Consider the following 21,606-nt stretch of genomic DNA (forward strand, 5'->3'; position numbering starts at 1 on the left):
ACCAATGGAACACGTCCGGAACTGGCTGCTGCCCACCCTCCTCGGTGTCGGCTGGGTGGCATTGACCCCGAGTATGGCGGGCTGGGTCGGTGCCCCGGCAACGAGAGAAGAGCTCGTGGTCGGTGGTGTCGCGTCGGCGGTGGCCGCGATCGCATTGGGATTCCGCCGCCGTACGCCGCTCGCGACGCTCACCGTGGTGACGATCGTGACCGTACTCGGTCTGTTCGCCACCTCGCGGGACGGGCTCGGCGTGCTGCCCGCCGAGGCCATTGCCCTGTACTCCGTCGCGGTGCGCTGCCGGCCGTCGATCGCCTGGCGGGCGGCCGCCGCGCTGGTCGCCGTGAAGTCGCTGGCCTCCCTGGTTGCCTTCGGCCCCGGCTCGGACTTCACGTTGGATGCTGTTGGCAACTTTGTCCTGTACGTCCTGATCTTCGCCGGTGGGCTGAATCGCCAACGCAGGAAGGCCGCTCGGGCGCAAGCGGTGCACGAACTACGCGAGGCCGAGGAGCGTCGCCGGAACGCGGCGACAGTCGAGCGTGGAAGGCTCGCACGCGAGCTGCACGATGTCAGCGCTCACCACCTCACCTCGATCGTCGTCAGTGCGGGGGCTGCGGAACGGCTGGTCGACAGCCGGCCCGAGCTTGCCGAAGAAGCGCTCGCGTACGCCGCTCGCACGGGCCGGGAGACGCTGGTGTCCTTGCGTCGGCTGGTGGCGATGCTCGGCACAGGTGAGCGCGATGAAGACGAGCCGCTGGGGGCGCGGATCGCGGAGCTAGCCGAGGCCTTCACCCGGTTGGGCCAGCAGGTCCTGGTTGAGGTCGCTCCGGACCTGTCGGGGCCGGTGGCTGAGGCGGTGTTCGGCATCGTGCGGGAGTCGCTCACCAACACGCTGCGGCACGCGCCGGGTGCCGCAGTACGGGTGCTTGTCTCGCGGGAAGGCGACAGCGTTCGTCTGCTGGTGGAGAACGGCGAGGCCACGGCGGCGCCGTCGGCTGGTCAGGGGAGTGGGCGAGGGATCGCCGGCATGAGGGAGCGCGCTGAGGCTGTCGGTGGATCCCTGACCGCGGGGCCCGGGCCGGACAGCACCTGGCAGGTCCACGCGACCTTCGGAGGACAGGATGCCCCCGGAACGCCGACGACCCGGCAGGTGGTCGAGAGGTGGCGGGATCGGTGGTTGTCCGATGTCGGCGTAATGCTGGCTGTCACGGTGCTGGCGGTCGGTGGAACTGCCGCGCTGCTTTCCGACGAGCTGCCGACGGGCGAACCCGCGGCCGGGTACCTTGCGCTGCTGCTGGCGTTGATTCCTGGGCTGATCTTGCTCGGGCGGCGGGAGCGGCCGTGGACGGTGCTGATCGGTGTCGCGGCCGCGGGATTTCTCTGGCCGGTCGCGGTTGGCCTCGGCTGGCTGCCGGATGCGATCGCGCCGGCGTTGGTGATGTGTGTCGGAGCGCCGTTGGCTGCGGTTTACGCCGTTGCGGCGTACGCGGAGGACGCCGGCCAGACTTTGGCCGCAGTACCGGTGGCAGCGGGTGGATATGGCGCAGCGGCGGCTGTTCTGATGGTCGTCACCGCCGCGGAGGGCGAGGACTCCGGCGCGGCATTCGCCGGATTCACGACGGGGATGATTGCCGTCCTGCTGGCGATTCCGATGGTGGGTTGCTGGGCGGCCGCAGGGTTCGCCCGGCGGCGGAGGAGCCGGCAACTCGATCACAAGGGCCGGGCGCTGGCCGAACTGGTGCGCGCCAACGAGATCGAGGTGCACGCCGAGCGGCAACGCATCGCGACCGGATTGCACAGCAGCGTTCTGACCCGGACGGGCCAGCTGATCGCCCTCGCGGAGGCAGGCGATCTCGAGGGCGTCACCACCGAGGCGAGATCGGCCTTGACCGCCATGCGCGAACTGCTCGAAACCCTGGACGAACCCGGTACGCCGGCCCCTCGTACTCCGCAACTTACCGTTACTGACAAGGGAAAACTCTGATGGCCGTGCGGGTGCTGGTAGTCGACGACCAGGCGGTGGTGCGGGCCGGGTTCGCCGCTATCGTCGACGCCGAAAACGATCTGAGCGTCGTCGGGCAGGCGGGCGACGGGGCCGAGGCGGTTGAGTTGGCCGCCGAACTGGACCCCGACGTGGTGCTGATGGACATCCGGATGCCTGGTCTGGACGGGCTTTCGGCGACGCGGCTGCTCACCGGGCTGGGGGAGCGGCCGCGGGTTCTGGTGCTTACCACCTTCGACCTTGATGAGTACGTGTACGAGGCGCTGAGGTCGGGTGCCTCCGGCTTCCTGCTCAAGGACGCGAGGGCGGACGATCTGCTGACTGCGATCCGGGTGATCGCGGCGGGTGAGGGGATGCTGGCGCCGGCGGTGACCGGGCGGTTGATCCAGGCGTTCGCCAAGGGAGCGCCGGCGGTCGGGACGAGCGCAGTACTGGACAAGCTGACGCCGCGCGAGTTGGAGGTGCTGACGTTGATCGCCGCTGGGCTGAGCAACGCGGAGATCGGCGAGAAGCTCGGCGTTGCGGTCGGCACGGTGAAGACGCATGTCAACGCGTTGCTGGCCAAAATCGGCGCACGGGACCGGGTACAGGCGACGATCATGGCGTACGACCTCGGTCTGGTGCGGCCGCGAGGTTAGGACTTGGCGTTGTAACTGCGGAAGGGCTTGTTGGTCGCCAGCAGCAGGATGCCCAGCACGCACGCGGCACCACCCGAGATGATGCCGACGACCGGCCCGAAGACGCCTGCGACCGCGCCGGCCCTGGCATTGCCGAGGTTAGGGCCGCCCAGCCCGATGATGAAGTCGAGCGAGTTGAGGCGGCCGCGGAGCTCGTCCGGGGTTTTGGTCTGCAGGATCGTGGCGCGGAAGACGGTGGTGACGATGTCGGCGGCTCCGGCGATGGCCAGGAACGCGACGGCCAGCCAGAGCGAGTGGGTGAGGCCGACAGCGCCGATGCCCGCGCCCCAGATCGCCACCGAGATGAGCATCGCGCGGCCCTGATGGCGGAGCCGGGCGAGCGGGCCGGAGAGGATCGCGGCGATCAGGCCGCCGACGCCGATCGCGGCGAACAGGTAGCCGACCGTTCGCGGGCCGCCGCCGAAGTGGGTGTCGGCGAGGGCGGGGAAGAGCGCGGCCGGCATCGCCAGCACGGTGGCGTTGAGGTCGATCAGGAAGATCATCCCGATCAGCTTGTGGTTGGCGGCGTACTTCAGGCCTTCGATCACCGACCGCAGCCCGATGGTCGAGCCGCCACCCTCGGGCGGCATCGGCGGCAGTCGCCGAACGCTCACCAGAACTGCCAGAAAAGTCAACGCATCCAGCCCGTACGCCGCTTCGAGGCCGGCCGTCGCGATCAGTACTCCGGCCAGCACCGGCGCGGCGATGATCGCGACCTGGAACGACAACTGCGACAACGCGGCCGCCGCCGGGAGGCGTTCGAGCGGCAGCACCCGGGGGATGAACGTACGGCGTGCCGGGGTGTCCACCGCGGACAAGGCGGCAGCTGTTGCCGTGAGCAAGTACAAGAGCCAGAGCTGCCGCCAGTCGAGCAGCGCCTGCAGCGCGAAGACCAGCGAGACGATCATCAGCCCGCTGCCGGTCAGCAGCACCAGACGACGGCGATCCACGGCATCGGCGATCGAGCCGCCGAACAGCCCTAAAACAAGCGTTGGGAGCAACGAAGCCAGGCTGATCGCGCCGACGGCCACCGAGGAACCGGTCAGGTCGTAGGTCTGGATCGCGACCGCGACCATCGTCATGAAGCTCCCGATCGACGACAGCGACTGCCCGCCCCACAACCACCGGAACGCCACCGACTCCCGCAACGGCGTCACATCGGCGAACAATCCCCGCGGCACAGGCACAAGAGCTGATTCTCGCCCCGCCGCTCGCGTCGGGCAAACGGATATCACTACCACCGGCTGACCGGATTGGGCAGCCGCTGGCAGGAAAATGTCAATCGGAGCAGTGTGGGAACACGATCTGGCGAGCGCCGAATCCCTGTGAGACTCTCGCCGGGACCCCGCCAGATCGGCGGGTTCAGGGAGGAGAGATCGGATGCGCACTACAGTGCAGCGGCTGGCCGACCGACTGGTGACCGCGGTGGTTCCGAACACGACGGCGGGCGCGTGCCCGTGCAACGACACGTACGTCGGGTACTGCAACACCGGAGGTTGCAGCGGCAACAAAGCACCTCTCTACCGAACCAACTGTGACTGCTCGAAGACCACCAGGATCGGCTGCGTCAGCTGCTGACGGATGACTCCGTGAGGTCACTTCGGCCGTACTGCGCACGGAGGAGTTCGCAGTACGGCCACCCCGGCATGAGGAGACAAGGTGGCTGTTCTCTCTACCGCTGTTGTTCTGATCGGCCTGATCGCCCTGCTGAACCTGGTCCTGACGATCGGCGTCATCCGCCGGCTGCGTGCTCAGCCGCCGGCTGACCAGCACCAGCATGCCGGCGGGCTGAGGCCTGCCGTCGACGTCCGGCCGACCACGTTGGAGCCCGGCGAACGGGTGCCCGGAATCGATGCCGTGACGATCGACGGTATTGCGGTCCAGCTGCCGTTCGAGGGACGGAGCCTGATCGGTTTCTTCTCGCCGAGCTGCTCGACCTGCCGCGAGCAGCTGATCCCGTTCGTGGTGACCGCCGAGCGCCAGCCGGCCGGCGTCCGGGTGCTGGCGGTGGTCGCCGGATCTGACGACGACACGGCGAAGGCGTACGTCGACGAGTTGCTGGCCGGCCGGTCCGAGGTGCTCATCGTCCGGGAGGACGAGGACGGGCCGGTGCAGAAGGCGTTCGGCATCAAGGGCTTCCCGGCCTTCGCGATCGTCGACGACGGTCAGTTGGGCGTGTCCGACTTCCAGGTCTCGGAGCTGCAGATCTCCGCCCTGAAGGTCTCTTGAACGTCAGTGTCCGCAACAAGTCGCTGGCCGCGATCGGTACGGCGTACCAGCTGGCCTGGTCGGCGTCCGGCCTGCGGCTGATCGGCTATCTCGGTATCACCGTGCTGACCGGGCTCCTGCCGGTCGCCTCGGTCTGGTTCCTCAAGCGTTTGCTCGACCATCTCGTGCTCGGTGGTGGCGGCGTGCCGTGGAGCGGCATCGGACTGGTGGCGATCGGGCTGGTGGCCGCGCTGCTTCCGCCTGCCCAGCGCTACCTGCACAACGAGGTGGGTCGGCGTACCGGTCGCCGCGCGTTGTCCGACCTCTATCTGGCGACCGGCCGGCTGGCCGGTCTAGCCCGGATGGAGGACCCTGAGTTCCGGGATCGGCTCAGGATGGCGCAGCAGGCGGGGCGCTCCGGGCCGGCGCAGACCGTGGACGGGACACTCGCGGTCGGCCAGAGCCTGATCACGCTGATCGGGCTGGTCGTGGTGCTGGTGGCGGTCAGTCCGGCGCTCGCGCTGCTCGCCGTGGTCGGCGGCCTGCCGTCGCTGATCGCGCAGCTCCGGCTGAGTCGCAGCCGGGCCGCGATGATGTGGCGGATCAGTCCGGTCGAGCGCCGGGAGATGTTCTACGCCGAGCTGCAGACCGAGTTGCCGGCCGCGAAGGAGCTGCGGCTGCTCAATCTCGGGGAGTTCTTCCGGCTACGGATGCTGAGTGAGCTGGGCCGGGCCGATACCGAGCGGCGCGCGCTGGATCGCACCGAGCTGTCGGGTCAGGTGCTGCTCGGCATCCTGTCCGCGCTGGTCAGCGGGGCCGGCGTCGTCTGGGCGATCATTGCTGCAGGCAACGGTCAGCTGTCGGTCGGGGACGTGTCGGCGTTCGTCGCCGCGCTGGCCGGAGTACTGGCCGGGACCGGCGCGTTGGTCGGCCAGCTCGGCTTCCTGAACCAGTCGCTGATCACCCACGAGCACTACCGGGCGGTGATCACGGTCGAGCCCGACCTCGTGCTGCCGTCCGTGGCCCGCCCGGTGCCCGTACTGCGCACCGCCATCGAGTTGCGCGATGTCTGGTTCCGCTACGGACCCGACCAGCCGTGGGTACTGCGTGGGGTCGACCTGACCGTCCGGGCCGGCGAGTCGCTGGCGCTGGTCGGCCTCAACGGCGCCGGCAAGAGCACGCTGGTCAAGCTGCTCTGCCGCTTCTACGACCCTGATCGCGGCACGATCTGCTGGGACGGGCAGGACCTGCGGGAGCTGTCGGTCGAAAGTTTGCGGGACCGGATCGGCGCGGTCTTCCAGGACTTCATGACGTACGAGTTGAGTGTCGCCGACAACATCGGGATCGGTGATCTGCCGGCCCGCACCGACGAGCCGAGGATCGTCGCCGCGGCGGATCGGGCCGGTCTCGACGAGATGATCCGGGCGCTGCCGAGGCAGTACCGGACGTTGCTGTCCCGGAACTTCTTCGACACGGGCGACGAGCCAGGTCACGACGGCGACGGCGAGGGCGAGACTGACGACGATGCGGATGGCAGCAGTGGACGCGGCACGATGTTGTCGGGTGGGCAGAGTCAGCGGCTGGCGTTGGCGAGGGCGTTCATGCGGGATCGGCGGGACCTGTTGATCCTGGACGAGCCCAGCTCGGGGCTGGACGCCGAGGCGGAGCACCGGATCCATCACGGGCTGCGCGAGCATCGGGCAGGCGGGACGAGTGTGCTGATCTCGCATCGGCTCGGCGCGGTGCGGGATGCCGATCGGATCGTCGTACTGACTGATGGGCGGGTGGTGGAGGAGGGCAGCCATCTGGAGTTGATCCAGGCCGAGGGGGAGTATGCGCGGTTGTTCGGCCTGCAGTCCGAGGGGTACCAGGCGAAGACCGGTGGGAACTGATGGCGTTCCGGTCGAGGTCAGTATTCCTTTGCGTGGGTACCGCGCTCGCAGCGAGCGTCCTGCTGCTCCGGCGGCGCTTCATCAGCGTCCAGGTGGTCGGCACGAGCATGGAGCCGACCCTCAGCGCAGGGGACCGGATCCTCGTTCGCCGCTCAGGGCTGGAGCGAGTCCGGCGCGGGCAGATCGTCGTGATCGCGAACCCCTCACCGGTCGCCGGCGACCCGAGTTGGCTGGTCAAGCGGGTTGTCGCCCTGCCGGGCGACGAGATCCCACGGGACGGAGTACCGGCGTTGCGTGAGGTGCAGGAGGACGTCGTACCGGCTGGGCGGTTGGTACTGCTCGGGGACAACCAGGCCGCCAGCTACGACTCGCGGGTCGCCGGGTACTTCGAGGCGGCGACGCTGCTCGGGGTGGCGGTGCGTCAGCGCTTGACGGTGTAGTCCGACTGGATCAGGCCGGCGCCGAGGGTGCGGGTGGCGTTGTGGGTGAGGGCGATGTCGTGGTCGACCGGGCCGAAGAGCGGGATGCCGGCGCCGAGCAGGACCGGGACGGTGGTGATGGTCAGCTCGTTCAGCAGGCCGGCCCGCAGGAACGTCTGGACGACCCGGCCGCCGTCGGCGTAGACGCGCTTCGCGCCGCGGTCCTCCAGGGTCTGGACCAGGTCGTCGAGGGTGCGGTGCACGATGACGCGCTCGTCGGCGTCGGCCGGCAGGGTGCTGCTGAGCACCTCGACCTGCTTGCCCTCGTAGGGCCAGAAGTCGAAGGTGAGCACCTTCTCGTAGGTGTTGCGGCCGAGCACGACGGTGTCGATCGCCGCCATGAACTCGTCGTAGCCGGTGTCGCCGGCCTGCTCACCTCGCTCGGTCAGCCAGTCGATCGCCCCGTCCGGGCGCGCGATGAATCCGTCGAGGCTGGTCGCAATGAAGACCGCGGCATGAAACGTCACCCTTCTTTTGTACAGCCTCCCGGGTCAGCCCTTGAGACCGGTCTGGGCCAGGCCCTCGACGAACTGGCGCTGGGCCAGCACGAAGATGATCAGCACCGGCAGGGCGCTCATCGTGGCGGCCGCGAGCTGGACGTTCCACATCGCGCCGCCGTAGGCGTCGACGTACTGGGTGAGCGCCTGCGGGATGGTGAACTTGTCCTTGCTGGACAGGAAAACGATCGGTTCCAGGTAGAGGTTCCAGCTGTGCAGGAAGGTGAAGATGGCGACCGCGCCGATCGCCGGGCGGGCCAGCGGCAGCGACACCTGCCAGAACAGGCCGAACCGGCCGAGGCCGTCGACGCGGCCGGCCTCCTCGAGCTCGCGCGGCAGGGTGATGAAGAACTGGCGCATGATGAAGGTCGCCAGCACGCTGGGCGCGCCGAGCATCGGAATCAGGATCAGCGGCCAGTGCGTGTTCACCAGACCGAGCGACTCGAACATCCGGTACAGCGGGATGATCGTCACCTCGTTCGGCACCAGCAGCCCGGCCAGTACGACGACGAACACGACCCCCGCGCCGCGGAACTTGATCCGGGCGAACGCGTAGCCGGCCAGCGACGACACCACCAGCGTGCCGAGCGTGACCACGATGGCGATGTAGCAACTGTTCAGGTACTGCCGGCCGAACGGCTGCAGCTCGAAGACCTGCCGGTAGGCGTCCAGCGTCACCGACTTCGGCAGCAGCGACGGCGGGAACGCGAAGATGTCGTTGACCGGCTTGAGCGAGGCCGTCGCCATCCACCAGGTCGGGAAGACGAAGGGGATGCAGCAGACCAGCAGTACGCCGTACAGGAGAAGCTTGTGGCTACGCTTCATGGAACACCCACCTCTTGCGCATGCGCCATTGCAGGACTGTCAGAGCGAGCACGATGGCGAAGAGCAGCAACGAGATCGTCGCGCCGTAGCCGAAGTGATGGAACTGGAACGCCTGCTGGTACAGGTAGTAGACGAGCACCGTGGTCGACGTGCCCGGCCCACCCTGAGTCAGTACTGCGATCTGCGCGAACACCTGCAGCGATCCGACGATCGTCAGGATCGAGGTCAGCAGGATCGTCGGGCTGATCAACGGCACCGTCACCCGCCGGAACCTGGCCCACGCGGAGGCGCCGTCGATACGGGCAGCCTCGTAGAGCTCGGTCGGAACCCCTTGCAGGGCAGCGAGAAACAGCACCATGTTCAGCCCGACACCCTTGAACAACTGTACGACGATCACCGAGATCATCGCGGTCGCGTCGCCGCGCAGCCAGTTGGGTCCGTCGATACCGAGCTGACTCAGGAAGCCGTTGATGCCGCCGTTGTCCTGCAGCAGGAACCCCCACACGATCGTCCAGGCGACCAGCGTCACCACGACCGGCGAGAAGAACAGCGTGCGGAAGAAGACGGTGCCCCGCAGCTTCTGGTTCAGCAGTACTGCGAGGAACAACGCGAGGCTGAGGTTGAGCACCACCAGACCCACCGAGAACAGGCCGGTCGCGCGCAAAGCCGGCCCGAGCTGCGGATCGTCGGTCAGCGCCTGGTAGTTGTCGCCGCCAACGAAATCGAAGGTGCCGGCCAGCACGTTCCACTCGTGCAGGCTGTACCAGACCACCAGCCCGAGCGGAATGATGACGAAGGCAACGATCCCGGCCAGCTGCGGCGCGATGAACAGCCAGCCGGCCAGTTCGTCGCGCCGTCGCATGGTCCAATACGGCGCCCGCCGGGTCTGCGCGGGCGTCGGCGTCACCTGCTTGTCCAGGAGCAGTGTCATTTGCTCAGCAGGGGATTGATCTTCGAGCACACGCCCGACAGTACGGTCTTGACGTCGGCCTCCGGCTTCCACAGCGGGTCCAGCGCGGCGCGCACGGTCTGCTGCAGTTCGGCGTACCCGGTGTGGCCGGTCTTGAGGTCGCCGGTCTCGATCCCGTTGATCACCACGCTCTGCAGCTGCGCGGGCTTGAGCAGCGGGTTCGCCTTGGCCAGGATCTCGCTGGTCAGCTGCGACTTGCGCGGCGGCGGGAAGAACTGGGCCAGCTTGGCGGTGTTCTCCTGATTGGTGAAGTAGGCAAGGAACTTCTTCGCCTCGTCGGCGTGTTTGCCGCGCTTCAGCACGCCGATCCCGGCCTGCCCGACGACGGAGTACTCACCGGACGGGCCCTTCGGCAGCGGGACCAGATCCCACTTGAACTTCGCCTTCTCCAGCAGCGCCGCCCGGCTGATCTGGGTCAGCACCATCGACGCGTCACCGGCGAAGAAGTCGGTGGTCCGGCCGGGGCCGGGCATCGCCTTGTCGGTGAAGACCATCTTGTGGATGAAGGTCATCGCGTCGACCATCGGCTGCTGGTCGAACCCGCAGCTCTTGCCGTCCTCGCTCCACGGCCGGGCGCCCCAGCCGCCCCAGATCGTGTTCAGCGTGTCCCAGCCCTTGTAGTCGAAATCGCCGACCACGATGCCGCCCTTACCGGTCTTCGCCTGTACCGCGGCCCCGGTGGCGACCGCCTGCTCCCAGGTCCAGGTGCCGGCCGCGATCTGCTGCGCCGGGGTCTGTCGTCCGGCCGCCGTCACCAGGTCGGTGTTGACGAAGACACCCAGCGGCGAGGTCGAGAACGGGTACGCGAACAGCTTGCCGTCCTGCTCCCAGTTGGCCGTTGCGCTAGGCAACAGATCCGCGTCCTTGTCGATCGGGTCCAGGGCGCCCGAGGTGACGAAGTCCTGCGCCGAGCTCTCCAGGATCCAGGCCAGGTCGGGCGCGTTGCCGCCGCCGATCTGGGTGGTCAGCGCGGTGGTGTAGCTCTCGAACGGGATCGACTCGAAGGTGATCTTGCCGACCTCCGGGTGGTCCTTCTTGTAGGTGGCGGCGATCTGGTCGAACAGCGCGGTGTGCTTGGCGTTCGCGCTCCAGATCGTCATCCGTAGATCGACCGGGCCGGAGGCCGCTGCATCGTCGTCGGAACCACCGCCGCAGCCCGCTACGGCGAGTAGTGCGGCGGCCGTTGCGGCCGCAGTCAGGAGTCGGATTTTCATGTGCGTCTTTCCTCCATCAGTAGCCGGTGACATCCGGCCAGCTCAGTTCGACGCCCTGGGCGACCAGCAGAGCCTGGAAGTCGCTGAGCAGAGCAGGGGAGTTGCGGACCGCGCGCGGGCTGACGCGGCGGTCCAGGCAGAAGGCAGCGAGCAGTCCCGCGGCCTCGCCGATGTTCCATTCGACCGGGTGCAACCGGTAGCAGCCGTTGGTGATGTGCGTGGTGCCGAGGTTCTTGCTCGCCGGCAGCAGGTTCTCGACCCGCTGCGGGATCAGTGCCCCGAGCGGGATCCGGAACGGGCTACTGGCCACGTCGATGTAGTTGTCGCCACCAGTGGAGGGATGCAGGTCGATCCGGTACATGCCGACCCCCACACTGTCGCCGTACTCCGCTGCGCCCTTCGCCCCGCGTACGGCGACCGACAGGTCCTGCTCGACGACCGTGTACTCCGCTGCGATGCGCCGCGACTCCCGGATGTACGGCGCTTGCGCGAGACCGTCCTGCGAACCGAGCAGGTCACCGCGCAGCCGGAGTCCGGAGAAACCGGTGCCGCCGTCAGGTCTCGGTGCCTCTGTCTGCAGCCAGTAGAAGACAGACTGCGACAGCTCACGCGCCCCGGCCAGGTGCTTCGCCGCATCCGGTACGTCGAAGACCGGTCCGTCGAGATAGTCGATCATCGGCCAGTTCACCAGGCAGATGTCGGACTCGTAGGCGCCGGGCAGGAAGTGCCGACGGGCAGCGATCCGCCGGAACGTCCACAGGTTGGTGTCGCCCCCGGTACGGCGCTGGTCGGCGACCACCGCGAGCGGGTCGTCATCCGGGTTGGGGGTGAAGGTCCGTTGCGAGGGGGCAAGAGTGCGTGGGTCCGGCGCGTTCCAGGAGAGCATGCGGTCGCCCCAGAACGCGGGCTGGTAGTTGCGCCAGTACGCGTAGTTGGGCGGCTTGTCGCCGACCTGGTTGCCGTCGACGTGGTCCACCGCGAAGCAGTACGACACTGCCTGCATGTTGAGCGGCTGTGCCTCCTGCGGCGCACTGGGCTCGCCAGTGGTCGCCTGCGACTCGAAGCCAGTCACGTACTCCGTGCCTGTGAGCGGCAGGAGCTCCCCGGTCTCGGTGGCGTCGAGGATGTACGGCGCAGTCAGGGTGAGGCGGTCGCCGGTGTCTCGGTGCTCCACTACGACAGAGATGACCTGGTCGCCGTCCGTGGTGGCGTCGACGGGCTTGTAGGGCTGCAGCACCTGCAGCCGCCGGCTGGCGCGGTACGGAGCCAGCATCGACTCCAGGACGGCTACTGCCACTCGTGGTTCGTGGCAGAGCTTGGAGACGTAGCCGGCGCCAGGGTTGAGCTCTGCGGCTGCGCGGGACTCTGCGGTGAGCGGGTAGTAGCGGCGGTAGTAGTCGCGGATCCCGTCGCGTAGGGAGCGGTAGGAGGCGGTGACGCCGAACTGTTCGACCCAGGTGTGCTCGTCAGGCGGTACTGCCTGGCTGGTCAACTGACCGCCGAGCCAGTCGTACTCCTCGGTCATCACCACCGAGCGACCGGTCCGCAGGGCCGCGAGCGCCGCGGCGACTCCGCCGAGCCCGCCGCCGATGACCAGGACATCCGTGTGCATCTAAAGACCTTTCGGCTTGCTGAGCGTGCTTCCGTCGACGAGCTCACAGGCGAGCAGGTGCTGCAGGTCTGTCTCTTCTCCGGACAGCACTGCCTCGAGCAACCCCACCGCCCGCCGGCCCATCTCCTTGCGGGGAATGTGGAACCCGGAGTACTCGTCGTCCCCGTCGACCGGCCGGCTCGCGTCGCCCAACGCGACCACTGAGAGATCGCCTGGCACGGTCAATCCGCGTGCCCGAGCCGCCTCTGCCAGAGCAGCCGCATCGGCGAGATCCTCGACAAACACCGCGGTAATTTGTTGCCCCAACAACTTTTCCAGTACTTCACCCTTTGCCGGTGACAAATGCAGACCGTGGGGTGCTACCTGGTGGAAGCCTTTGAGGCGGTCGGCGGATGACTCCGCGCCTTCCCCGGGGCCGACAAAGGCGACTCGGGTGTGGCCGAGCTGCAGAGCGCGGGCGGTGACGGTCGCGGTTGCGGCGGCGTAGTCGGCGCCGACGTACGGGACGACAGCGCCGTCCGGGTTGTCACGGCGGCCGACCGAGACGAAGGGGTACTTCTCGGCGACCAGGCGGCTGAGCTCCTCGGCAGGGATGCGGCGGCCCAGCAGCAGCGAGCCGTCGGCGATCCGGAGCCGGTTGTTGTCGTGGAAGACCAGCCGGCGGCCGTCGGTGACCGGTGCGCTGGTGAACAGCAGCAGATCACAGCCCAGTTGCTCGGCGCTCTCCTCGATCCCGCTCAGGAACGGGTGGTAGAAATCGGCGCTCGCACTCGGGAACACCGACTCGTAGGTGAACACCCCGAGGATCTGGTTGCGCTGCTGCAACAGCCGGCGCGCGAGCGGGTCCGCGACGTACCCGGTCTCGCGGATCACCTTCAGCACCCGGTCGCGGGTGTCCGCCGGGATTCGCGCCGAGGCGGTGGTGCGGTTGTTCAGCACCAGCGAGACGGTCGTCTGGCTCACCCGCGCCAACCGGGCGATGTCGCGCTGCGTCAACCGGTCGCTCACTCGCCCACCTCCGTTGAGTAATACGTATTGCCAGCCACTTGCTCCGGAACGGTAAGCCCAGGGTTTCCGGGCCGTCAAGAGCAGACCGGCCTAGTAATGCGTATTAGCAGATCGGCCGCCCGGTCGGGCGCGACTGAGAGCGACGATCGGCGAGGGGGTGACGGGTGTCCGGATCCGGACGCGGTAAAAGCCGGAAAGGTCTTGTCTGAACCGGTTCGGCGCACTAACTTCTTCGCACCAGGCAAACGCTTTCCGCTGGCGGAGGGAAAGAAATGAAGAAAGACAATGTCGCTGCTTATCTATTCCTCACGCCCTGGCTGATCGGGCTGTTCGTGATCACCGTGGGACCGATGCTGGCGTCGCTCTACCTGGCCTTCACCGACTACAACCTGATCCAGGCGCCGGAGTGGATCGGCTTCGAGAACTTCACCCGGATGCTGTCCGACGAGCGGCTGCACAACTCGCTGCGGGTGACCTTCACCTATGTGCTCGTCTCGGTGCCGCTGCAACTCGCGCTGGCGCTGCTGCTGGCGGTGGTACTCGACCGCGGGGTCCGCGGAATGGCCTTCTACCGCTCGATCTTCTACCTGCCGTCGCTGCTCGGCTCGAGTGTCGCGATCGCGATCCTGTGGAAGCAGGTGTTCGGCACCGAAGGCCTGCTCAACCAGTTGCTGGCCACGGTCGGGATCGAGGGCAAGGGCTGGATCTCCGACCCGAGCACGGCGCTCGGCACCCTGATCGCGCTGAACGTCTGGACCTTCGGCGCCCCGATGGTGATCTTCCTGGCCGGCCTGCGCCAGATCCCTTCCATGTACTACGAAGCGGCCGCCGTCGACGGTGCGGGCGCTTGGCGCCGGTTCCGCACCATCACGCTGCCGCTGCTGACCCCGATCATCTTCTTCAACCTGGTGTTGCAGGTGATCCACGCGTTCCAGTCGTTCACCCAGGCGTTCGTCGTCTCCGGCGGCACCGGCGGACCGTCCGACTCGACGATGTTCTACACGCTCTACCTGTACGACCGCGGCTTCGGCAACTTCGACATGGGCTACGCCTCGGCGATGGCGTGGTTCCTGCTGATCATCATCGCCGTCCTGACCGCGGCGAACTTCGTCGCCTCGAAGTACTGGGTGTTCTATGAGAACTGAGCTGAACCTCAAGTCGGTGCTGATCCACCTGCTGCTGGTCGCGGCCGCGCTGGTGATGCTCTACCCGGTGATCTGGATGGTCGTCAGCTCGCTGCGGCCGGGCAACGAGATCTTCCGCGAGCCGGGGATCCTGGTCCGCGACCTGCGGATCAGCAACTACCGGACCGGCTGGAACGCGTTGACCGAGCCGTTCACCCGGTACCTGCTGAACTCCGCGGTGGTGGTGCTCGGCGCGATCCTGGGCAACCTGGTGAGTTGCTCGATGGCGGCGTACGCGTTCGCCCGGCTGGAGTTCACCGGGAAACGGTTCTGGTTCGCGATCATGCTGGTGACGATCATGTTGCCGATCCACGTGGTGATCGTGCCGCAGTACATCCTGTTCTCGCAGGCCGGCTGGATCAACACGTTCCTGCCGCTGGTGGTGCCGAAGCTGCTGGCCACCGACGCGTTCTTCGTCTTCTTGATGGTGCAGTTCATCCGCGGCATCCCGCGCGAGCTGGACGAGGCGGCCCGGATCGACGGCTGCGGCCGGGCCGGGATCTTCCTGCGGGTGATCCTGCCGCTGATGGTGCCCGCCCTGGCGACCACGACGATCTTCACGTTCATCTGGACCTGGAACGACTTCTTCAGCCAGCTGATCTACCTGACCGATCCCAAGATGTACACGGTTCCGGTCGCGCTCCGGTCGTTCGTCGACGCGACCGCGAGCACCAACTGGGGATCCATGTTCGCGATGTCGGTCGTGTCACTGGTACCGGTCTTCCTCGCCTTCCTGCTCGGCCAGCGCTATCTGGTCAAGGGCATCGCCACCACGGGGATCAAGTAACTCTTCCGAAAGGTGCAAGTCATGCGTACTACGAAAGCACCGCGCGTACTCCGTGCCGTGGCAGCCGTCGCGCTCGCCTCCGCCCTGCTCGCCGCGAGTGCCTGCGGTGGTGACTCCGGCGGCGGCGCGAACGCCAACGGCGAGGTCACGCTCCGGTTCAACTGGTGGGGATCGGACACCCGGCACAAGATCACCCAGCAGGTGATCGACTCGTTCCAGGCGGAGCACCCGAAGATCAAGATCAAGGGCGAGTACGGCGAATGGGCCGGCTACTGGGACAAGCTCGCCACCACGGTCGCCGCCAACGACGCGCCGGACGTCATCCAGATGGACGAGAAGTACCTGCGCGAGTACGCCGATCGCGGCGCGCTGCTGGATCTCAAGAAGGCTGACGGTCTGGACACCGCGAAGTTCGAGCCGGACACGCTGGGCGCCGGTGAGTTCGACGGCGGGCTGTACGGGCTGAACGCGGGGATCAACGCGTTCACGATCGTGGCGAACCCGGCGGTCTTCAAGGCGGCCGGGGTGCCGTTGCCGGACGACAAGACCTGGACCTGGGAGCAGTACACGCAGATCGCCGCGCAGATCACCGGGAAGCTGAACGGCAAGGGCTGGGGCACAGCGGCGTACGGGACGAACGATGCCAGCCTGAACATGTGGGCCCGGCAGCACGGGCAGTCGCTGTTCACCAAGGACGGCAAGCTCGGCGTGACCCAGGAGGGGCTGACGGAGTACTGGACCAACCTGCGGGCGATGCAGGAGGCGAAGGCGACACCGTCGGCGGAGTTCACCGCGCAGGACATGAGCGCGCCGCTCGACCAGTCCGGGATGGCAACCGGCAAGCTCGCGATGGGCTATGCGTGGAGCAACCAGTTGAATGCTTTGAGCAAGGCTTCCGGCCAGCAGCTCAAGCTGCTCCGGCTGCCGAGTGTGAGCGGCAAGGCGAGTGAGAACGGCGCCTACTACAAGGGTTCGATGTTCTGGTCGATCTCGTCGCGGTCGAAGCACCCGAAGGAGGCGGCGGAGTTCGTGAGCTACCTGGCGAACAACTCGACCGCCGGCGGCCTGTTGCTGGCCGAGCGCGGGGTGCCGCCGAACACCGAGATCCGGGCCGCGGTCGCCTCGAAGCTGCAGCCGGCCGACGCCTCGTCCCAGGCCTTCATCCAGGAGATCGCCGCGGAGCTCGGCGAGCCGTCTCCGCCGCCGCCGGTCGGAGGTGGTCAGGTGGAGAAGATCATCCAGCGCTACACCACCGAGGTGATGTTCGGCCGCCAGCAACCCGGCCAGGCGGCCAAGGGATTCATCGACGAGGTCAACGGAGAGCTGAACAAGTGATGTTGCTGACGGCAACTGATTGCCCATGACCGGGTTTCCCCCGGGCGCTGGGGCGGCGCCTGGGGGCAACCCCGCAATTGCCGTGGTGGGGATTCACGGCCACGGTGCCTCCCATGTCAAGCAGGCGATGAGCCTGGAGGCTGCGGGTCGGTGCCAGTTGGTGGCAGTGGCCGACCTCCGCCCGCCTGCAGCAGATCAAAACCCTTTCAATGTCTACTCCGACCTGCCTTCCCTGCTCGCCAGCGAGCAGCCGGACATCGTCGTCCTCAGCACCCCGATCCACACCCACGCGCCATTGGCCGAGCTTGCTCTTCGCGCCGGCGCCGACGTCCTGCTGGAGAAGCCGACGGTCGCCTCGCTGGCAGAGTTCGACCACCTGCAACAAGTGCTCGACGAAACCGGCCGCAGCTGCCAGGTCGGCTTCCAGGCGCACGGCTCCGGCGCGGTCCTCGCCCTCGCCAAGATGGTTGCCGACGGCACCCTCGGTGAGCTGCGGGGCATCGGCGCCACCGGGAGCTGGGTCAGAACCCAGGCCTATTGGCAGCGTGCGAAATGGGTCGGTCGCCGCACGCTCGACGGAGTACCGGTGGTGGATGGCGCGGTGACCAACCCGTTCGCTCACTCGATCGCCGCCGCGTTGCTGATCGACGGTTCCGGGCGGGCGGACCAGATCGAGAGCGTCGAGACCGACTTGTATCGCGCCAACCCGATCGAGGCCGACGACACCTCGACAGTCCGTATCCGCACGACCCGCGGTACCACGATCGTTGCCGCCCTCACCCTTTGCGCGGCCGAGAACTCACCGCCGCAGGTCACGGTCTACGGCAGCAAGGGCCACGCAGTACTGCGGTACATCTCCGACGAGCTCGTCGTCGGGCCGAAGACCACGCAGTACGGGCGGCAGGAGTTGCTCGCGAATCTTCTGGATCATCGCACCGACGGCGTACCGCTGATGGCGCCGTTGAGCGAGACGGGTGGGTTCATGCAGGTCCTGGATGCGGTCCGGGCCGCGCCCGCCCCGGTGGAGATCGCGGCCGAGTGGGTAGGTGACGGTGACGAGCGGCATCCCGTCGTACCGGGGATCGAGCAGTGGATCGAGCAGGCCGCCGAGCGGCAGTTGTTGTTCAGCGAGTTGTGGAACCAACAGAATCGGAGCTTCGCCAGATGACTCAGCACCTCGGTTGCACCCACACCGTCGGCCGGTCCATCCAGGTCACGGCGGCCGGCCGCGAACTGTTCAGCTACGTGTACCGGCCGACCGATCCGCAGCTGGAGTCGCCGCGGCCGTACCTGCACCCGATCCGCACCCTCGGCGGCGACCTCGTCTCCGTCTTCCGGCCGCACGACCATGTCTGGCACAAGGGGATGACCTGGTCGCTGCCCCACTTCGGGCCCGACAACTTCTGGGGTGGGCCGACGTTCTCGCGCGAGCACGGCTATCAGCAACTCGACAACAACGGCTCGATGGACCACGACCGGATCGATGCGCTCGACGTGACGGAGGAGTCGGTGCGGTTCTCGCATCACCTGTCCTGGCGCACGCAGTCCGGGGCGCACGTCGTCGACGAGCAGCGCACGCTGACCACTCGCCTCACCGACGACGGCTGGGTGCTCGTCTACGAGACGGCGATGACGAACGTCTCCGGCGGCACCGTCCAGATCGGCAGTCCGACGACGGCGGGCCGCCCGAACGCGGGGTACGGCGGCCTGTTCTGGCGCGGCCCGCGATCCTTCACCGGCGGCACGGTGCTCGCACCCCAAGGTCTCGGCGGCGACGAACTGCGCGGCCAGCGAGCCGCCTGGATGGGCTTCTCCGGCAAACACAACAGCGTCGACCGGGCCTCCACCCTGATCATCGTCGACGCCGCCGACAACCCGAATCATCCGCCCGAGTGGTTCGTCCGCTCCGAGGACTTCGCAGCCGTCTGCCCGGCGCCGTTCTTCTCGGCAGAGCTTCCCTTCGCTCCCGGCGAGACGCTGCGCTTCCGCTATGCGACGTTGGTTGCCGACGGCGCCTCCGACGACGCCCGCTCCGTGCTCCTGTCTGCGCAGGCGACCAAAGCGCTGACTGCCTGACGGGTCAGAGAAGTTCTGTGGCGGCCTGGCGCAGGCCGTCCAGTTCGGCCTGCGCCCAGCCTTCGTGGATCGACTCGGTGCCGCGGATCAGCGGCTTGTCGACGAGGTGGAAGTGCAGATTGGTGAGGCTGCCCGCGACCGCGAGGTACGGGATCGCGGCGAGGTCGGCGGCCGGGATCGGTCGGAGGGCCTCGTAGCCGGCCCGGAAGCTCGGCCAGTACGGCGTACTGGCGACGCCGGTGAAGTCGGCGGCGCGATAGCCGGTGCCCGCCAGATCGAAGTCGTGGATCGAGAGGCCGTCGGGGCCGGCCAAGAGGTTGTCGAGGCTGACATCGCCATGGCAGACACCCTTGCTCAGAGCATCGGAGTACTGCGTGAGGTGATTCCGTACTGCGTCGCCAAGAGCGCGGAGCAGGTTTTCCTCCGCGGGAACCTGAAGATTCTCCCAATCCGGTCCAGGTTGCTTGCGCGACGTCTGGAGGTCGTCCGTGGCGGTGTGGAAGCACGCCATCAGCTCACCGAAAGCACGGTAGAGCTCGTCGTCGAACGGCGGCTGCGGCTTGGTCCCGGTGAGGTGCTCGAGCAGGACGAACGGGCGGTCTCCCTCGGGCGCGTCGAGCAGGCCGACATCGGTGCCGTCGGCAAGAGCGACGGGCACCGGCGCCGGAACTCCAGCTTGGGTTAGATGGCGCGAAAGCCCTGTCTCCCAACGGATCTCGGCCGCCGAGCGACCCCCGGCGCGGTACAGCTTGAGGACGTAGCGGTCCGCCGGTGTGGTCAGCTCGTAGACGTCGTTGACCAGCGATCGCAGCAGTGTGCAGCCGGTGAAGTCGAGGGCGTAGGTCTCGCTGAGCCGGGCCCGGAGAGCCTGCGGATCGGGCAGTGAGCGGAGGGTCGGGATCACCCTCGCGACGCTACTGCCGACCGGCCCCGGCCGCCTCCGGATTTTGAGATCACAGGTGTGAAGCGGACGCTTGAAGGGCAGGTAGCGGTAGCGGTAGGAAATCGTTTCCGGTATCGCCTCCCCTGAAGGGCCCGGGAACCGGTAGCCTCATCCAGCCACCTGGGGAGGCATCGCACCGCCAATCACCGACGAACTGCCGGAGAGCCCAAACCGGTCAGGAGACCACGTCTTGCAGGAGAACACCACCAGCACCAGTACTGGCGAGCTCGCCAACGTACCCCTCACGGGTGCTGACAAAGTCGCCTACGCCTTCTACGCCACCGCGGCCACCGCCGCCCTCGTCGGTCAGGTCTGGGCCGGCGTCACGCACATCCCGTGGCCGGACGAGGGCTTCTCGCCGTTCCTCAAGATCGCCCTGGTCACGCCGGCCGTGGCGGTCATCGAGCTCGGTGGTGTGGCCACCGCCGCGCTCGCCGACCTGCGCCGCCGCAAGGGTGAGCAGGCCTACGCCTACCGCGCGATGTCGCTGTTCGCGGCCGTCGTCGCGCTCGTTTTCAACGTTGTCGGGCACTGGCGGCCGGAGGAGCGCTTCCTGGCCTTCGGCTTCGGCGGCCTGTCCGCGTTCGCCTACGTGCTCTGGCTGATCCACAGCTCGGCGCGTCGCCGCGACGCGTTGCGCAAGGCCGGGCAGATGGCCACCACCGGACCCGTGTACGGCGTGGTCCAGTGGGCCCGCGAACCCAAGGTGACCTGGCTGGCCCGCTCGATCGCGCTCGAGCACGGCCTCGGCCTGTACGAGAGCCTGCGGGCCGCCCGGGTCCAGTTGCGCAACAACGCGCGCCGCGACGCGATCGCCGGGACCGTTGCCGAGTACATCCGTTCCGAGCACCAGGACGAGCGGCTCGCGAAGATCGCCGAGACGACGTACGACGCGGACCGGCTGGCCGGGATGCTCGAGGAGCGGATCAACTACGAGGTCGTCACCAACAAGCTGACGCTGGCGATCTCCCCGCCGCCGCCCGAGCCCGAGCCGGAGCCGGTCAAGGAGGAGCACGCCGATCTGCGCGCCGCGGTCTGGGTGGTCGAGGGCACCACGCCGCCGCCGGTGCAGCACATCCCGGTCCAGCAGCTGCCCCCGCAGCCCCGTCCCGCGGGCGGCGTACCGCTGCGCGACGACGAGCAGTGGGGCGAGGCGATGACCGGCGAGCTGATGGCCGTCGACTACCTGCCGTACGACCGCAGTACCGACGAGGCTCACGACGCCGAGGTGATCGAGGAAGCTGCCGCCGCGGCGGCAGCTGCCCAGCAGCCGGTGGTCGCCAAGCCGCGTCCGGACTCGCCGTTCGTGCAGCACCCGATCGACGAGGAGCCGCCGGCGGTCGAGCGTCGCGTCCAGCCGAAGGCTGCCGCTGCCAAGCCCGCCGCTGCTGCGCCGAAGCCGGCCGCGGCCAAGCCGGCTCCGGCCAAGAAGGCCACGGCCGCCAAGAAGACCGTCCGCAAGACGGTCCCGCAGTCGGTCGCCCCGGAGGTCGACGAGCCCTTCGTCGCCACCACCCCGGCCCAGCCGGAGCCCGTGGTCACCGAGGAGCCGGCCGTGATCGCCCGCGAGGTCACCGCGCGGACCTCGCAGTCACGTCCCGCCACCCCGCGCCCGAAGTCGTCCTCGAACGGCACCGGCACCGGCGGCGACCTGGAGAAGAAGCGGATGCGCGCCTGGGCGCTGCTGTCCGACTGGCCCGAGGACCGTCCGCGCACCGCGGCGACCCTCGCCTCCGCGATCGCCTCCTCCGAGTCGGACGCGGATCGTCTCCTCACGGAGTACGACAAGGAGCACGGCACCAGCAACCTCACCCTGGTCGCCAACTCCCAGAACTGAGCTGTAGCTGACAACAAAGGGGGCGGCCGTCGGCCGCCCCCTTCGTCATGCCTGAGCGAAGGT

Annotated in this window: 20 protein-coding genes; 12 read left to right on the forward strand and 8 right to left on the reverse strand. The window is 67.9% G+C overall.

The genetic code is table 11. The annotated features are described in order from the left end of the window. The first annotated feature begins 4 nt into the window (after positions 1 to 4). Both AB0P21_RS15945 and AB0P21_RS15950 read left to right on the forward strand, forming a co-directional pair. A complete protein-coding gene (locus tag AB0P21_RS15945) occupies positions 5 to 1,981 on the forward strand; it encodes a histidine kinase (RefSeq protein ID WP_363697242.1) in 1,977 nt (658 codons plus the stop codon). Then, positions 1,981 to 2,637, forward strand: coding sequence for a response regulator transcription factor (locus tag AB0P21_RS15950; protein WP_363697244.1), 657 nt, complete (start codon positions 1,981 to 1,983; stop codon positions 2,635 to 2,637). Before AB0P21_RS15945 ends, AB0P21_RS15950 begins: the two co-directional genes overlap by 1 nt. Here the strand turns inward: AB0P21_RS15950 and AB0P21_RS15955 are convergent. Then, positions 2,634 to 3,863, reverse strand: a complete 1,230-nt coding sequence (locus AB0P21_RS15955; protein ID WP_363697246.1) for an MFS transporter — start codon at positions 3,861 to 3,863, stop codon at positions 2,634 to 2,636. The two genes, AB0P21_RS15950 and AB0P21_RS15955, sit on opposite strands and share 4 nt — an antisense overlap. 193 nt (positions 3,864 to 4,056) lie before the next feature. Between AB0P21_RS15955 and AB0P21_RS15960 the strand changes: the two genes are divergently transcribed. The 4 genes from AB0P21_RS15960 (at position 4,057) to lepB (ending at position 7,216) form a co-directional block, all read left to right on the forward strand. Then, positions 4,057 to 4,254, forward strand: coding sequence for a hypothetical protein (locus AB0P21_RS15960; protein WP_363697248.1), 198 nt, complete (start codon positions 4,057 to 4,059; stop codon positions 4,252 to 4,254). Positions 4,255 to 4,335: 81 nt separating this feature from the next. Then, positions 4,336 to 4,905, forward strand: coding sequence for a hypothetical protein (locus tag AB0P21_RS15965; protein ID WP_363697249.1), 570 nt, complete (start codon positions 4,336 to 4,338; stop codon positions 4,903 to 4,905). Continuing rightward, positions 4,902 to 6,776 (forward strand): ABC transporter ATP-binding protein, encoded by a 1,875-nt coding sequence (locus tag AB0P21_RS15970; protein WP_363697250.1) that lies wholly within the window; start codon positions 4,902 to 4,904, stop codon positions 6,774 to 6,776. Before AB0P21_RS15965 ends, AB0P21_RS15970 begins: the two co-directional genes overlap by 4 nt. Before the next feature lie 32 nt (positions 6,777 to 6,808). Continuing rightward, positions 6,809 to 7,216 (forward strand): signal peptidase I, encoded by a 408-nt coding sequence (gene lepB / locus AB0P21_RS15975; protein WP_363697251.1) that lies wholly within the window; start codon positions 6,809 to 6,811, stop codon positions 7,214 to 7,216. Here the strand turns inward: lepB and AB0P21_RS15980 are convergent. The 6 genes from AB0P21_RS15980 to AB0P21_RS16005 are packed head-to-tail and all read right to left on the reverse strand — an operon-like array spanning position 7,198 to position 13,381. Then, complete coding sequence (locus tag AB0P21_RS15980) at positions 7,198 to 7,722, reverse strand: dihydrofolate reductase family protein (protein WP_363697252.1); 525 nt, start codon at positions 7,720 to 7,722, stop codon at positions 7,198 to 7,200. The genes lepB and AB0P21_RS15980 overlap by 19 nt on opposite strands. Positions 7,723 to 7,746: 24 nt before the next feature. Next, complete coding sequence (locus tag AB0P21_RS15985) at positions 7,747 to 8,577, reverse strand: carbohydrate ABC transporter permease (RefSeq protein ID WP_363697254.1); 831 nt, start codon at positions 8,575 to 8,577, stop codon at positions 7,747 to 7,749. After that, positions 8,567 to 9,508 carry a sugar ABC transporter permease gene (locus AB0P21_RS15990; protein ID WP_363697256.1) on the reverse strand — a complete coding sequence of 314 codons (942 nt, stop codon included), beginning with the start codon at positions 9,506 to 9,508 and terminating at the stop codon, positions 8,567 to 8,569. The genes AB0P21_RS15985 and AB0P21_RS15990 overlap by 11 nt, the downstream gene beginning before the upstream one ends. Beyond that, the gene (locus AB0P21_RS15995; RefSeq protein ID WP_363697257.1) at positions 9,505 to 10,761 is read right to left on the reverse strand and encodes a sugar ABC transporter substrate-binding protein; all 1,257 of its coding nucleotides are present in this window, start codon (positions 10,759 to 10,761) and stop codon (positions 9,505 to 9,507) included. Before AB0P21_RS15995 ends, AB0P21_RS15990 begins: the two co-directional genes overlap by 4 nt. Before the next feature lie 16 nt (positions 10,762 to 10,777). Beyond that, complete coding sequence (locus AB0P21_RS16000) at positions 10,778 to 12,373, reverse strand: FAD-dependent oxidoreductase (protein ID WP_363697259.1); 1,596 nt, start codon at positions 12,371 to 12,373, stop codon at positions 10,778 to 10,780. Beyond that, positions 12,374 to 13,381 (reverse strand): LacI family DNA-binding transcriptional regulator, encoded by a 1,008-nt coding sequence (locus AB0P21_RS16005; RefSeq protein ID WP_363697260.1) that lies wholly within the window; start codon positions 13,379 to 13,381, stop codon positions 12,374 to 12,376. It lies immediately after the preceding gene. Positions 13,382 to 13,653: 272 nt separating this feature from the next. Between AB0P21_RS16005 and AB0P21_RS16010 the strand changes: the two genes are divergently transcribed. From AB0P21_RS16010 to AB0P21_RS16030, 5 genes are read left to right on the forward strand one after another with little or no spacing between them, the layout of a single operon-like run. Next, the gene (locus AB0P21_RS16010; RefSeq protein WP_363697262.1) at positions 13,654 to 14,526 is read left to right on the forward strand and encodes a sugar ABC transporter permease; all 873 of its coding nucleotides are present in this window, start codon (positions 13,654 to 13,656) and stop codon (positions 14,524 to 14,526) included. After that, entirely contained in the window at positions 14,516 to 15,352 is an 837-nt protein-coding gene (locus AB0P21_RS16015; RefSeq protein ID WP_363697263.1) for a carbohydrate ABC transporter permease, read from the forward strand. Before AB0P21_RS16010 ends, AB0P21_RS16015 begins: the two co-directional genes overlap by 11 nt. 21 nt (positions 15,353 to 15,373) lie before the next feature. Next, on the forward strand, positions 15,374 to 16,687 hold the full coding sequence (locus tag AB0P21_RS16020) for an extracellular solute-binding protein (protein ID WP_363697265.1): 1,314 nt from the start codon (positions 15,374 to 15,376) through the stop codon (positions 16,685 to 16,687). Positions 16,688 to 16,712: 25 nt separating this feature from the next. Beyond that, positions 16,713 to 17,855 (forward strand): Gfo/Idh/MocA family oxidoreductase, encoded by a 1,143-nt coding sequence (locus AB0P21_RS16025; protein WP_363697267.1) that lies wholly within the window; start codon positions 16,713 to 16,715, stop codon positions 17,853 to 17,855. Then, positions 17,852 to 18,763: a PmoA family protein gene (locus tag AB0P21_RS16030; RefSeq protein WP_363697269.1), complete on the forward strand. Its 912-nt coding sequence runs from the start codon at positions 17,852 to 17,854 to the stop codon at positions 18,761 to 18,763. Before AB0P21_RS16025 ends, AB0P21_RS16030 begins: the two co-directional genes overlap by 4 nt. Positions 18,764 to 18,767: 4 nt before the next feature. Here the strand turns inward: AB0P21_RS16030 and AB0P21_RS16035 are convergent, their stop codons facing one another. Continuing rightward, positions 18,768 to 19,667 (reverse strand): phosphotransferase, encoded by a 900-nt coding sequence (locus tag AB0P21_RS16035; RefSeq protein WP_363697271.1) that lies wholly within the window; start codon positions 19,665 to 19,667, stop codon positions 18,768 to 18,770. Positions 19,668 to 19,896: 229 nt separating this feature from the next. Here AB0P21_RS16035 and AB0P21_RS16040 point away from each other — a divergent pair, with 229 nt between their 5' ends. Continuing rightward, entirely contained in the window at positions 19,897 to 21,543 is a 1,647-nt protein-coding gene (locus AB0P21_RS16040; protein ID WP_363697273.1) for a hypothetical protein, read from the forward strand. Positions 21,544 to 21,606 lie beyond the last annotated feature (63 nt).

This window comes from Kribbella sp. NPDC056861, assembly GCF_040687575.1.
Taxonomy (GTDB): domain Bacteria; phylum Actinomycetota; class Actinomycetes; order Propionibacteriales; family Kribbellaceae; genus Kribbella.

What these genes read in the sequence shown, in the direction of transcription:
- AB0P21_RS16010 (WP_363697262.1), top strand. Translation starts at nt 13,654, where the DNA reads ATGAAGAAAGACAATGTCGCTGCTTATCTATTCCTCACGCCCTGGCTG.
- AB0P21_RS15985 (WP_363697254.1), bottom strand. Translation starts at nt 8,577, where the DNA reads ATGAAGCGTAGCCACAAGCTTCTCCTGTACGGCGTACTGCTGGTCTGC.
- AB0P21_RS16000 (WP_363697259.1), bottom strand. Translation starts at nt 12,373, where the DNA reads ATGCACACGGATGTCCTGGTCATCGGCGGCGGGCTCGGCGGAGTCGCC.
- AB0P21_RS15945 (WP_363697242.1), top strand. Translation starts at nt 5, where the DNA reads ATGGAACACGTCCGGAACTGGCTGCTGCCCACCCTCCTCGGTGTCGGC.
- AB0P21_RS16020 (WP_363697265.1), top strand. Translation starts at nt 15,374, where the DNA reads ATGCGTACTACGAAAGCACCGCGCGTACTCCGTGCCGTGGCAGCCGTC.
- AB0P21_RS16025 (WP_363697267.1), top strand. Translation starts at nt 16,713, where the DNA reads ATGACCGGGTTTCCCCCGGGCGCTGGGGCGGCGCCTGGGGGCAACCCC.
- AB0P21_RS15990 (WP_363697256.1), bottom strand. Translation starts at nt 9,508, where the DNA reads ATGACACTGCTCCTGGACAAGCAGGTGACGCCGACGCCCGCGCAGACC.
- AB0P21_RS15995 (WP_363697257.1), bottom strand. Translation starts at nt 10,761, where the DNA reads ATGAAAATCCGACTCCTGACTGCGGCCGCAACGGCCGCCGCACTACTC.
- AB0P21_RS16015 (WP_363697263.1), top strand. Translation starts at nt 14,516, where the DNA reads ATGAGAACTGAGCTGAACCTCAAGTCGGTGCTGATCCACCTGCTGCTG.
- AB0P21_RS15950 (WP_363697244.1), top strand. Translation starts at nt 1,981, where the DNA reads ATGGCCGTGCGGGTGCTGGTAGTCGACGACCAGGCGGTGGTGCGGGCC.
- AB0P21_RS16030 (WP_363697269.1), top strand. Translation starts at nt 17,852, where the DNA reads ATGACTCAGCACCTCGGTTGCACCCACACCGTCGGCCGGTCCATCCAG.
- AB0P21_RS15960 (WP_363697248.1), top strand. Translation starts at nt 4,057, where the DNA reads ATGCGCACTACAGTGCAGCGGCTGGCCGACCGACTGGTGACCGCGGTG.